The sequence below is a fragment of the Nocardia sp. NPDC056564 genome (assembly GCF_042793755.1).
In the GTDB taxonomy this organism is placed as follows: Bacteria; Actinomycetota; Actinomycetes; order Mycobacteriales; family Mycobacteriaceae; genus Nocardia.
Map to the genome: position 1 here is coordinate 130168 of NZ_JBHTUR010000020.1, position 13112 is coordinate 143279.

Below are 13112 nucleotides of genomic sequence, written 5' to 3' on the forward strand. Positions count from 1 at the left end.
ATGTCGACAACGTCTGTCGCCCTACGACAGTCCCCGACCGCCGTACACGCCTTCGCGCGCCTCGCCGCCGACCTACCGCATCGTCCAGCGTTGCGGCAGGAAGAAGTACAACTCACCTACCGCGAACTCGCCGCCCACGCGGCCGCAGTGGCCACCTGGTTGCGCGGCGAGGGCATCGGCCGCGGCGATGTCGTTGCCACACTGATGGATCGGTCCGTGCGCTGCATGGCCGGAGTGCTCGGCGCGTGGGCGGTCGGTGCCGCGTACGTCCACCTCGAGGCGACCGATCCGGAGCCACGCCTGCGCTCGCTGCTCGACACGACCCGGGCGCGGGCCGTGCTCACCGACGCGCGCAATCGGTCGCGGCTGCCTGCCGACGCGCTGCCCGTGCACGTGTCGGGTGAAGTGCCGCCCGACGAAACCCTGGACATCGCAGCGGGACTCGATCGCGACGACGTCGCCTACCTGGTGTGCACATCCGGATCGACCGGCACGCCGAAAGCCGTCCAGGTATCACATCGGGCCCTGCTCAACTACTGCGCGTCCTTCTGGGAGCGAGTGAGTCTCCCGTCGATGGAAAGCTTCGGTCTCGCTACGACTTTCGCCGCCGACCTCGGCAAGGTGTCGGTCTACGGCGCACTGCTGTCCGGTGCCCGGCTCGATGTGTATCCCAGGGACACCACCCTCGACCCGATCGCGCTGGCCGCGGAGCTGGCCGCGCATCCGGTCGACTGCCTCACCTACACCCCGTCTCAGCTCGAGGCCCTGGCCGCCGAGGGCGATCTCGCCGCGCTGCTGCCGGAGCGGGTGCTGGTGGTCGCCGGCGAGGCGTTTCCGCCCCGCTTGGCCGCCGCGATCCTGCACGCGCGCCCAGATCTAGAGGTGCACAACGGATATGGTCCGTCCGAGGCCACCATCCTGGCGACCATGCACCGGGTTACCGCCGCGGACGCGGATCGACCTCGGGTGCCGGTCGGCACGCCGCTCAACGGCGTGCGCGGTGTCGTCCTCGACGACGAACTCGGCCCGGTGCCGGACGGTACGCCGGGCACGTTGTACCTCGGCGGCGAGTGCGTCGCGCTCGGCTACCTCGGCGACCCCGCGCGCACCGAGGCCAAGTTCCTCCGGCTCGACGCCTCCGGTGACCGTTTCTACTGCACCGACGACCTGGTGATCCGCGAATCCGGCGGCACGCTCGACTATCTCGGCCGGGCCGACCGGCAGATCAAGATCCGCGGCAACCGGGTCGAACCGGGCGAGGTCGAAGTCGCGCTGCTGGATTCGCCCGGCGTGCGGCAGGCGGTGGTCACCGGGGAGCGCGCGCGACCGGAGCAGCCGCTCGAACTGGTCGCCTACGTGGTCGGCAATGTGCAACCGGCGGAACTGATTCGAACGCTGCGCGCCACGCTCCCCTCGGCGTTGGTGCCGAGCCGGATCGTGCCGGTGCCGCACATCCCGGTCACGCCGAACGGCAAGGCCGACTTCGCCGCCCTGCACGAGCTCGCCGATCAGGCGCCGAGCCGCGCGATCGATCCGCCGCGCACCCCGACCGAGCAGCTGATCGCCCGGCTGTGGAGCGAGGTGCTCGGCCGCGCCGAGATCGGGCGAGACGAGCGGTTCATGGAGATCGGCGGAGATTCGTTCAAGGCGCTCACCGTGTTCGCGCGGCTGCGGCGACACTATCCGAGGCTGGTCATCGCGCAGATCTACGCGCACGCCTGCATCGCCGACCTGGCCGCCGCGCTGGACGGACCCACCGCCTCGGTCCCGGACACGAACCGGGCCGTCACGGTCGTCGAGCTATGAGCGGCACACGTCCGACCCTGGTGGTCGCGTACGACGAGGGCGCCGCGCACCCCGGCGATATCGCCGTCGGGCTGGCGGGATGGGCGAACTGTGTCTTCGTCGCCGAGCCGAACGAGCACACCCGGGCGATGGAACCGCTACTGTCCCAATTCGGTTCGGTGCTGTGGGCGGAGCCGGTGGCCCTCGCCGCCGAGGCGGCGCGCGCACACCATCCCGACGGCGTGGTCACCTACACCGAGCGCGGCCTCGGGCTCGCGGTCGAGCTGGCCGACGCGCTCGGACTGCCGTTCCACGATCGGCGGACCTTCGCCGCGCTGACCGACAAGGGGGAGCAGCGAGAAGCGTTGCGGCGCGCAGGTGTCGACGCCGTGCGCTGTCACCGCATCGATGCGGAGTCCGACTGGCCCGCCGCCGTCGCCGCGACCGGGTTGCCCGCCGTGCTCAAGCCGGTGCACGGCGGCGGCAGCCGCAACACCTTCTACATCGATGACCCGGACACCGGGCTGGAGCTGACCCGGGCGCTGCTCGCGCAGTCGCGGCCGGGGCTGGTCGCCGGGGGCACGCTCGTGCTCGAGGAGTATCTGGTCGGGCGCGACTGCGAACCGTTCGGTGATTACGTTTCGATCGAGAGCGTCGTGCAGCACGGCGAGATCCGGGATCTGGCCGTCACCGGCAAGTTTCCGATGGTGCCGCCGTTCCGCGAGACCGGACGGTTCTGGCCGTCGCCGCTCGCCCCGGACGAGGACGAGCAGGTGCGCACGCTGGCCCGCCGAGCCGTCGAGGCGCTGGGCGTGGTCACCGGGCTGACCCACACCGAGGTCAAGCTCACCCCGCGGGGGCCGCGGCTGATCGAGGTCAACGGGCGGCTCGGCGGCGGCATCAACGAACTCGCCCGGCGCGCACTGGGATTGGATCTGATCGAGCTGGCCGGGCGGGTCGCGATCGGTGAATCGGTCGATCTGCCACCGGTTTACCAGGGCCGGGCCTACTACCAGCTGTTCCACCCGGCGCCGCGCGGGGCCGCCACCCTGGTCGCCATCGAGGGAGTGGACGACATCAAGGCGCTGCCCGGCGTCGCCCTGCACCGGCCGTACGTCCGGCCGGGCACCTCACTGCCGGGCGGGGTGGAGACCAGGGAGATGGACATCGTGATGGGCGAGGCGCACGACATCGGCGAATTGGCCGTCATCGCAAAGCAAGTCGAGTCGACCCTGCGCTACCGATTCGACTTTCCGGCCACGCCGGACGCACCGGCGCACACCCGCACGGTCACCGCGGCGGAGCTGGGGCAGTTATGACCACGCTACGGAAGGATTTCTCGATGAACGACAGCACTGTGGCGCCCGAGGACGTGTTCGCCGCCATCTGGCAGGAGGTGTTGCAGGTCGATCACGTCGGGCCGGACGACGACTTCTTCTCGCTCGGCGGCGATTCGCTGCTCGCGCTCAAGGTGCTCGGCGCGGCGCAGGAGCAAGGGCTTGCGCTGACCCTGATCGATCTGTTCCGCAATCCGACCCCGCGCGGGGCCTGCGCGGCGCTCGGCGGCTCGGCCGCGGGCCCGGCCGACGCCGATGATCTGCTGTCGCTGCTGGATCGTGCGCGACTGCCCGACGATGTCGAACAGGCTTATCCCGCGGCGCGGCTGCAACTCGGGCTCATTCACGAAAGTCTGCTGAGTGACGGGGCGTTCTATCTCGACGTGGTCTCCCGTACCGTGCGGCGTCCGCTGGATCCCGCCGTGTTGCGGCAGGCGCTGGATCTGCTGTCCGCGCGGCATCCGTTGCTGCGCATGCGATTCGATCTGGCCGGTTTCAGCGAACCGATGCAGTTGGTGCAGCGGACCGCGCCGATCCCGCTGACCACCGCCGATCACCGAGGTCTCGACGACGCCGGGAAAACCCAACGGTACGAACAGATCATGGCCGACCTCGGACAGCCGTTCGATCCGGAGACCGCGCCGCTGATCCGCGTGCACGCCGCCGCAACCGGCGACGCGACGTTCGCGCTGTCCTACTCGTTCCATCACGCGATCCTCGACGGGTGGAGCGAGGCGGTGTTCTGCAACGAACTGGTCCGTGCCTACGCCGGTCTGCTCGACGGTGCGCCGCCGGAATTCCCGGAGCCGGTGCCGTATTCGGAGTTCATCCGGCTCGAACGCGAGGCCATACGGGCGACCGACTCCGCGGACCTGTTCCGGGAACTCCTCGGCACCGTCCCCGATGCTGATCCCGGTGCCGGAATCCCGGTGCATCGCAAGGTGAGTGCCGCCGTGCCCGCCGACGACGCGCGCCGCCTCGAAGAGTTGTCCGCACAGTGGGGCCTGCCGCTGAAAAGCCTGCTGCTGGCGGCCAATTGCGCGGCGATCGGCACGGTGTGGCACACCGACGCGCCGGTGGTCGGGCTGCTGCTCAACGGCCGTCCCGAACGCGCGGGCTCCGACGTCACCCTCGGCCTGTTCCTCAATCAGCTACCGCTGCGGCTCGAACTGTCCGGCGACGACTGGCAAGCCGCCGCCCGCCAGGCCTTCGACGCGGAGAACCGCCTGCTCGCCCACCGCCGCTTCCCCCACTCCGAGGTCCGCAAACTCCTCGGCGGCGACCCGTACCACGTCATGTTCAACTACGTCCACTTCCACCCCCGCGACGAACTCCTCGCCGCCGGCCTCATCGCCGCCGAAGAAGACATGCGCGACCACACCAGCCTCCCCGTCCGCGTAGAACTCCTCGACGACCGCCGCGGCCAAGGCCTCAGCGTCCACGTAACCGCCGACACCACCCGCTTCGGCGACGACCTCCCCACCCGCCTCCTCAAAGCCCTCCTCCACGAAATCCACAACCTCTCCCTACCCCACTGACCCCATTCTGTCGGTTGTCGCTCTGCGGTTTCCGTTGCAACGGCCGCGGGTTGCGATGGTGCGGGATCGGCTGGGCGGCTCCGGTGAGTGACGTGGGAGTCGGCTACATCTGGGGTAGTTGTTCGCCCTGGACTACTTCTATGTCGAGGTCGATTTTCACGGTGGTGCCTACGGCGGCTACTCCGGCGCGGACCAGGACGTTGTAGTCGATGGCGAAATCGTTGCGGTGCAGGAGGGTTTCCGCGTGGAAGGCGGCGCGGGTGCCGCCCCAGGGATCGGGGCCGCAGCCGCCGTAGGTGACGTCGAGGTCGATCGGGTGGACCTGCCCGTGCAGGGTGAGTTCGCCCGGCATGACCCAGGTGTCGCCGCCGGTTCGGCGAAAGCCGTTGCCGGTGAAGCTGATCACCGGGTATCGCTCGGCGTCGAGGAAGTCCGGGGAGCGCAGGTGGTCGTCGCGCATGCCGATGCCGGTGTCGATGCCGGCGGCCTTGATCTCGGCGAAACCGGTGGACTCGCTGAAGGTCTCGGCGATGTCCAGGCGGCCGCCGACCTCGGCGAAGCGAGCCTTGATGCTGGCGATGCCCAGGTGACGTGCGGTGACGATCACGGTCGAATGCACCGGATCGATGGTCCACGGTCCGGGCGGCGGGGTGGCGACCACACCCGCCTCCGGCTCCATGGCGATCTCGCCGAGCCGGCCGCCGCCGTCGCCCGCAGCCCGGACCATCCGCGCCACCGGCCGGAACCCGGGCGCGGTCACGACGGCGGTGTACGTGCCAGCGGGCAGCCCCTCGGTGCACACCGACCCGGTGGCGTCGGCGGCCGCCCGCGCGACCTGGCGGCCGTTCAGGTCGGTCACGCTCAGCACCGCGTCGGGCACCGGCCAGCCGTCCGCGGTGTGAATACGCGCGGTCAGCCCGCTCATGGCCGAACCGTTTCCGGGAAGCCGGGATCCTCGGTCATGCCGGTTGCCTCCGCATCCTCGTAGCCGAGCCGCACATCGTGGGTGATCTCGTCACCGGCCAGGGTGATCTGGCTGGTCACCGGCGGATACCCGCGGGCGACCACGGTGTAGTGCCCCTCGGGTAGATCGCGCAGGACGTACCGGCCGTTCTCGTCGGTACGGGTCGCGGCGATCGGTTCGCCGGCCGCGTCGAGCACCGTGATGGCGGCATCCGGTATCGCCCGTCCGCCGGCCGAGGCCGACCCGGCCAGCACCGACATCGGTGACAGCTCGATGTCGTGCTGCAGCAGGCCGCTGTCCGGCACGGTGAGCGTGATCGCGCTGGGCCGCATGCGTTCGGCGGCGGCCACCAGGGTGTAGGTGCCCGACAGCACGCCGTGGCAGAGGTAGGCGCCGTCCGCGTCGGTGACCGCGGCGCCGACGACCTCGCCGCGCATATCGGTGAGCGTGACGGTCGCGGCGGGAACGGGTTCGTGCCGCCCGGCCGTGCGGACCACGCCGGAAAGCTCACCGGACCCCAGCAGCGTGAGATCCAGCGCCTGCGGCTGCCCGCCGAAGGTGACATTGACTGCGGCAGGCTGTAATCCGCGCGCCGACACGATCAGCACGTAACTACCCGCGGCCGGCGCATCGATGCGATAGCCGCCGTCGGATCCGCCGGTCGCGCGCGAAACCTGGTGTCCACGTTGATCGATCAGGGTCAGCGCGGCATCGGCCACCGCGCGGCCGTCCTCCCGCTGGACGCGGCCACCGATCGAACCGGTTTCGCCTGCGGGACCGGAGAATCCGGCAACAGAATTCACCACGTTGCGCGCCACCGAGCTCTGCGCCGCCCGGCTGCCGTTGCTTCGTCCGTTCGCACCGGCCAGCACCGGTTCGGGCTGACTGAGTGACTGGGCGGCACCCTCCCACACCTGCGCCTCGTCCCACGAATCGGCGCTCGCCGCACCGCTCTTGCTCGGCTCGGGAGCGGGCGCACCGCCATCCTGCAGCGGAATCTCCTTCATGAAAAGCAGTACCAAGCAGGCCAGTAGCGCCACCGCGGCAGCGGAGTAGAACACCCCGTGCAGCGAATTGGTGAAGCCGATCAGAATGGGCTGCTTCACCAGGTCCGGCAGCGCCGCGATACCACTGGTGTTGCTCTGCAGACTGTCGAGCTGCGCAGGCGCGAACCCGGCAGGCAACTGCCCGCCGAACGCGTCGACGATCTTGTGCGGCAACAGGTTGAACATGATCGTCAGGAACACCGCGACGCCGAGCGTGCCGCCCATCTGCCGGAAGAAGGTCGCCGACGCGGTGGACACCCCCATGTCGGAGGGCGGTCCCGCGTTCTGCGCCGCGATGATCAGCGTCTGCATGCAGCCGCCGAGACCGAACCCGATCACGCCGCTGTAGAGCAGCGGCTGCCACACCGGGCTGTCGAACTGCACCTGCGCGTACAGCGCCGCGCCGCAGGCGATGACGAGTGTGCCGACCACGGGCAGGAACTTGTATCGACCGGTGATCTTGGTGATGCGCCCGGCCAGCTGCGAGCCGATCATGATGCCCGCCACCAGCGGCAGCATCAGCAGTCCCGCCTTCGTCGGCGAATAGCCGCGCACCACTTGCCAATACAGCGGAACCATGGACAGCGCGCCGAACATCGCGACACCGACGATGAACCCACCGGCGATGGTGACGCTGAACGTCGAACTCCTGAACAACCGCAACGGGATCAGCGCCGCGTCCTTCATCAGGTACTCGATGAGAACGAACAGCAGCAGCCCGACGCCGCCGATCGCGTAGCAGATGATCGCCCGGCTCGACCCCCAACCCCAGCCGCGCCCTTGCTCGGCGACGATCAGCAGCGGCACCACACAGATCGCCAGCGCCACCGCTCCCAGCCAATCGACCCGATGATCCTGGCGCTGATGTGGCGTGTTGAGCACGCGGAACACCACCGCCAGCGCGATCACGCCGATCGGCACGTTCACCAGGAACACCCAGCGCCAGCCGTCGATTCCGCCGAGGCGGTCATAACCCGACAACCAGCCGCCGAGCACCGGGCCGAGCACCGTCGCGCTGCCGAAGACCATCATGAAATAGCCCTGGTAGCGCACCCGTTCGCGGGGCGGCACGATGTCGCCGATGATGGTGAACGCCAACGACATCAGGCCGCCGGCACCGAGGCCTTGGAAACCGCGGAAGCCGGCCAGCTCGTACATCGAGGTGGCGAACGTGCAGGCGGCCGAGCCGAGCACGAAGATCCCGATCGCGATGAGGTAGAACGGCTTTCGCCCGTAGATGTCGGCAAGCTTGCCGTACAGCGGGGTGCTGATGGTCGCGGTGATCAGGTAGGCCGTGGTGGCCCAAGCCTGTTCGTCGAAGCCGTGCAGGCTGTTGGCGATCCGCACGATCGCCACGCTGACGATGTTCTGATCCAGTGCGGCCAGGAACATGCCGAGCAGCAGTCCGGACAGGATCGTCATGATCTGGCGGTGCGATAGCGATGTTCGCGGGGCGGCAGCCGAGTCCGGCCGCGCCGAGGTGATCGGGTTCGTCATATGTGAAGACCTAGTGTGGTTCGGCCACGCGGGGCGGGGTGGTTTCGATCGCGGTATTGAACTGGTCGAGCAGCTCGATCAGGACCGATCTTCGTTCGGCCGGCCAGTCGGCCAGCAATTCGGCGATCCAGAGGTTGCGTTGCCTGCGGTTGTGCTCGAAGACCCGGGTGCCCTGTGCGGTCGGCGCCAGCACGCACGCGCGGCCGTCGATCGGATCGGCCCGGCGCTCGATAAGCCCGTGCTCCACCAGGGATCTCGTCTGCCTGCTGATGGTGGAGATCTCCGAGTGCAGCTGTTCGGCGAGCTTGCCGGTCCGCTGTGGCCCGTCGTGCACGAGGCAGAACAGCACCGCGTAGGCGAGCCGCTCGAGGCCGTCCGGGCCGTGCTTGGTCAGCTGCGTTTTCGTCCGGTTGATCAGTCGCATGAACCGGACCAACTGCGCGCCGAGCCGATCGGCGTCGTCCAGTGCACCGGCGGCCGGGGGATCGAGACCGGCAGCGGTCATCGCGTTCACCTTCTCGCACACCTAGCAGATTTGCTTAGCACCTATAACTAGTTGCTTTTGCCAACTATACATTCAACAGGCACCGACAAGCCATGGCCGACAACAACAACTGATCGGCCCGCGCCGGACTATCCGGTCGCGGAGGCGCCGGCGGGGGTGAAGACGAAGGTCAGCTCGGTGCGGCGGGCTATTTCCAGTTTGCGGTAGACGCGGGTCAGGTGTTGTTCGACGGTGCTGGTGGTGATGTCGAGGGTGGCGGCGATGTCGCGGTTGCGTTTGCCGTGGGCGGCCAGTTCGGCCACGCGGCGTTCGGCGGGGCTGAGGGTGTCGAGGGCGTTGGGGTGGGGGCGTAAGCGAGGACGGGGTTGGGCGGGGCGTTGGGCGCGGTCGCCGAGAAGATCGCGCAGCAGGGCGTCGGCGCCGCAGGTGTCGGCCAGGCGGATCGCCTCACGGGTCAGCAGGCGTGCCTTGTCGTGGTCGCCGACGGCCCGGTGGGCGGCGCCGAGTTCGCCCAGGGCGGTAGCCAATTCGAGGTCGCAGCCGCCGGAACGGGCGATGGCGGTGGCGGCGCGAAGTAGCCGGACGCGCTGATAACGGTCGGCGGTCGCGGCGAGCATGCGCAGCGATACGCCGCCAGTGCGGTGCTGGCTCGCGGCGCCGAGCAGGTCGAGGTGACGGTGGGCGACGGCCCGCGCGTGCCCGTGCTCGCCGAGCGCGAGGTGGGCCGCGGCGACGTCGTTACGCCACGCGACCAGCCAGGGAAAGTCCATGCGCCAGCGCCGCATCAGGTGACCGCAGCGGCGGAAGGTGCGCAGGGCCTCGCCCGCGTTGTCGACGGCGAGGTAGTGGTGGCCGCGCGCATGCAGGTAGGGCAGGCCGAACCGGGACTCGAACAGGGCGCGGGGCACGGGTCTTCGGAGTTGCGCCTCGGCGCCGGCGTGCCGGCCGGCGAGGGTGAGCGCACGCACCAGCGCCGCGATCGGCGTCCCGATCCACACCCCGAGCTGTTCGGCCGGAACATGTTTCAGCGCGAACACCGCGTCCTCGGCCGCGGCCCGCGCATTGCCCTTGCGCAGCATGGTTTCCGCGCGCAGTCCGGCGAAGATCGACTGCCAGGTCGGGGCCCGCCGCGCCTCCGCCTCGGCCAGCAGCGAGTCGCACCAGGCCGCCGCGATATCGAGCTGATCGGTGTAGATCAGGCAATGCACGGCTGCCGCAAGCGTTTCCACCGTGCCGGGCGCGAGCCGGTGACCGGTGAGCAAGCGCTGCGCCAGGGTGACGGTCTCGGCTTGCGGCCACCCGGCGAACAGGCTGGTCAGCAGCTCCGCGCCGAGCAGATGCGGGGACAGCTGCACCGCGACCGCCGAGTGCCGTCGCGCGCGGGCGGCCAGCAGTCGCGGATGGCGTTGCGCGTGCGGCGGATGCGCGGACCGCAGCCACGCGCACAGGAAGTCGACCTTCGGCGCCACCTCGTCGAGTGGACCGCAATCCAGCTGTCCGAGCGCCTGATCCGCATGCTGGGTCTGGCCGTGCCAGAGCAGGAACATGACGACGGCAGGCAAACCCGAGGCGGGCACCCGGCCCGCTCGAACGGCCGCGCGCATCCGCGTGTAGTTCCGCGTGCGATTCGACGGACTGCTCCGCCACTCGGCCCGCACCAGCCGGATCGCGATGATGGCACGATCCGCCGGGTCACGCGTCGCCCGATAGGCCAGCTCCAGCCGAGCCACCGCGCGATCGATCTGATCGTTCGCCAACGCCTCCGCCGCGGCGGTGAGCAACACCACCGCCGCCCACGGATGGTCGGCGGCACCGGCCGCAACCAACTGGTCGGCTATGGCCGCCGGCGGAAAACCCTTGTCGTGTAACAACTTCGCCGCCCGCGAATGCAGTTCGCGGCGGATCTGCGCCGGGGTATCGCGCAGGATCTGTTCGGCGAGGTCGACATCGTCGACCATCGCCCGCGCCGACGCCCCCGCGGCGAGCTGCCGGACCGCAGCGCGCACCACCGCCTCGTCCGCCCCGAGCAACTCGGCCACCAGGGCGACCGTGCTCGCCCCGCCGAGCACCGCCATCGCCTGGCCGACCCCGGATCGATCGAGTCCCGACCACTTCTCGCTTTGTGACGAGATCTGCTGGTGCATACCCTGAGCCCCCTTCATCGACGAGGTGTACCCGACTGTGACGGGCACCATCGAAGGGGTGCGCTGTAGATGCGGCGTCGTCGCAGCAGGGGCGTATCCGGACGCCCATTGATCCAGCCGGTGCCCATAGCGTAGGTCGCCGACCGCGGCCTGTCATCGGATCCCGGCGACAAGATCGCCGCGACGATTCCGACACCGATGACGGAATGCGAGTTACATCAACGACTTTCGCGCCGCACCGCACCGCCCGCGCCCACCGTGGCGACCGCCGCCGACTGCGGGTGGTAGGCGAGACAGGCGGCCGAGGCATCGTCGGCGGCCAAGAACAGCACCGAGTCGGCCTGGTCGAGCACACCGGATTCACGCGCGTTCAGATAGGCGTGCACCGGCGCGGCGGTGTACGGATCGCCGACCGCCGGGGCGACACCGACCACCGATTCCGGGCGGACGCCCAAGGTTTCGGCCAGCCGAGCCGAGAAACCCACGGTCGGCGCCGGCGCGAGCAACACCGCGCGCCCCTCGGCGAAGTCGTCATCGTCCAAGCCCTCGTCCGCCACGCAGGCCCGCACCGCGGCGGCCGCGAGCGCGATCGGATCCTCCCCGCGACGCCGGACGCGCATGGCCGAGCGTCCGTTCGGGCCGGCCGCGCCCAGGTCTACCCAGGCCGCGGGCTCGACCGGTCCGGCGGTCTCGCGCGTGTGCAGCGGGCAGAAGCCCCCCGCGGTGGGCGATCCGCCGAGCAACAGCGCGGCCGCACCCGGCGTGTACGGGAACCCCGCGACGTAGCGCTGGGTGGACGGATGGGTGTCCCCCGCCACGACCAGCGCGTACTCCACGTCACCGCTGGCCAGGAAGCAGTCCGCGGTATTGATGGCGTGCAACAGCCCGGTGGCGCCGTGCATCAGGTCGAAGGAGAACGCGGGCACCCGACCGGGCTGGTACGCCAAGCCGAGGCCGATCCGTTTCTGAATCAGCGCGGACACCGCGGGTTCGGAGATGTTGTGATCGCGGAAGACACCGACGTTGATCAGCATGCCGACCTCGTCCACGGAAACGTCCGAGCCGGCCAGGCAGCTGCGGAGCGCACGGGCGGCCAGCTCGAAATAGCTGCCGGTGTCGAGATCGGTGTTGGTCGCGGCCGCGATAATCGTAGTACCCATAGCTCACGCCTCCAGACGCGAAATAGTCGCGGCCAGGTGACCGGAGACGAGCCCGGAAGCCGCGGGAATCATCAGGATCTTCGATCCTTTGGGGATCTTCTGCTGCGCGAGATACTCGTGCAGCACCAGGAAATGCGAGGTCGACGCGGTATTGCCATACTCGTGCAACACATTCAGAGCCGGCGGCACCGCTGCGCCGAAATGCTCCTCGGTCAGGTGCCCCAGGTAGTCGATGACCGGACCGCTGAACTGGTGATGGATCCAGAAATCGAACTTCTCCTCCGCCCAGGTGCGGCCGGTCTCGCGCAAGAACGTGTCCAGGCGGTTGATCGCCTGCATGTACCGGCCCTTGTTCTGCATGGCGCGGTTGTCGGTGTAGAGCGCGATCCCGGCCGCCTTGTCGCTCGGCATGCCGAGGCAGTGCTCGGCCCCCTCGGCGGCGGTCAGCAGTTCGACGTAATGGATTTCGTCGTGGTCGTCGCCGCGATCGTCGAGCACCACGGCCGCGGCCGCGTCGCCGACGGTCAGCGCCGCGAACTGCGGATCGTATGATTTGCTGATCTCCCGCACCGCCGTCTCCGCGATCGGCGTGATCTGTTCGCCGCTGACCACCAGACCGTTGCGCACCACCCCGGCCTTGATCATCCGGTCCAGCACCAGCACCCCGGTCAGCATCCCCGCGCACGCGTTCGACACATCGAAATGCCGGGCCGAGGTCGCGCCGATCGCATTGCCGAGCATCAACGCGAATGCCGGTGCGTAGCAGAAGATTTCCTTGCCCCTGGTGCGGGTGATGGACGCCGAGATGACGATGTCGAGCTCGTCGGCGGCGTAGTCGGAATGGCGCAGGCAATCGTCGATGGCCCGCAGCGCCAACTCGAACGACGATTCATAACGGTCCGGATGCGCGTCGTAGACCCGCCGATTCTTGATCCCGGTTATCCGTTCCAGATCCAGCGACCTCGGCACCGCCAGACTGTCGATCAGTTCCGCGGTGGAACGGACGGTTTCCGGCGTGTACGAGCCGATCGACTCGAAACGCGTACGCTGCATAACCTCTGCCTCCTGCAGATCAGTCGAGGACAAAACTGATGTGTCGCTTGGAATTTCCGACAGCGTTGTCGTTGACTGCACAG

9 protein-coding genes are annotated in these 13112 nt (G+C 69.1%); 3 read left to right on the forward strand and 6 right to left on the reverse strand.

The window, feature by feature from the left end:
• Genes ACFQ9K_RS36090 through ACFQ9K_RS36100 form a run of 3 tightly spaced genes read left to right on the forward strand, consistent with a single transcriptional unit; the run spans window position 1 to window position 4660 of the window.
• The gene (locus tag ACFQ9K_RS36090) at window positions 1-1806 is read left to right on the forward strand and encodes an amino acid adenylation domain-containing protein (protein ID WP_378716291.1); all 1806 of its coding nucleotides are present in this window, start codon (window positions 1-3) and stop codon (window positions 1804-1806) included.
• Window positions 1803-3104 carry an acetyl-CoA carboxylase biotin carboxylase subunit family protein gene (locus ACFQ9K_RS36095; RefSeq protein WP_378716289.1) on the forward strand — a complete coding sequence of 434 codons (1302 nt, stop codon included), beginning with the start codon at window positions 1803-1805 and terminating at the stop codon, window positions 3102-3104. The genes ACFQ9K_RS36090 and ACFQ9K_RS36095 overlap by 4 nt, the downstream gene beginning before the upstream one ends.
• Window positions 3105-3127: 23 nt before the next feature.
• Window positions 3128-4660, forward strand: a complete 1533-nt coding sequence (locus ACFQ9K_RS36100) for a condensation domain-containing protein (RefSeq protein ID WP_378716287.1) — start codon at window positions 3128-3130, stop codon at window positions 4658-4660.
• 103 nt (window positions 4661-4763) lie between these two features.
• Here ACFQ9K_RS36100 and ACFQ9K_RS36105 read toward each other — a convergent pair whose 3' ends face one another.
• The 6 genes from ACFQ9K_RS36105 to ACFQ9K_RS36130 form a co-directional block, all read right to left on the reverse strand.
• Complete coding sequence (locus ACFQ9K_RS36105) at window positions 4764-5585, reverse strand: YceI family protein (protein ID WP_378716286.1); 822 nt, start codon at window positions 5583-5585, stop codon at window positions 4764-4766.
• The gene (locus ACFQ9K_RS36110) at window positions 5582-8167 is read right to left on the reverse strand and encodes an MFS transporter (RefSeq protein ID WP_378716283.1); all 2586 of its coding nucleotides are present in this window, start codon (window positions 8165-8167) and stop codon (window positions 5582-5584) included. Before ACFQ9K_RS36110 ends, ACFQ9K_RS36105 begins: the two co-directional genes overlap by 4 nt.
• A gap of 10 nt (window positions 8168-8177) precedes the next feature.
• A complete protein-coding gene (locus tag ACFQ9K_RS36115; protein WP_378716281.1) occupies window positions 8178-8672 on the reverse strand; it encodes a MarR family winged helix-turn-helix transcriptional regulator in 495 nt (164 codons plus the stop codon).
• Window positions 8673-8800: 128 nt separating this feature from the next.
• Window positions 8801-10834, reverse strand: a complete 2034-nt coding sequence (locus ACFQ9K_RS36120; protein ID WP_378716279.1) for a LuxR C-terminal-related transcriptional regulator — start codon at window positions 10832-10834, stop codon at window positions 8801-8803.
• A gap of 200 nt (window positions 10835-11034) precedes the next feature.
• Complete coding sequence (locus ACFQ9K_RS36125) at window positions 11035-11976, reverse strand: hypothetical protein (protein WP_378716276.1); 942 nt, start codon at window positions 11974-11976, stop codon at window positions 11035-11037.
• A gap of 3 nt (window positions 11977-11979) precedes the next feature.
• Window positions 11980-13029 (reverse strand): 3-oxoacyl-ACP synthase III family protein, encoded by a 1050-nt coding sequence (locus tag ACFQ9K_RS36130; RefSeq protein ID WP_378716273.1) that lies wholly within the window; start codon window positions 13027-13029, stop codon window positions 11980-11982.
• Window positions 13030-13112: the final 83 nt, after the last annotated feature.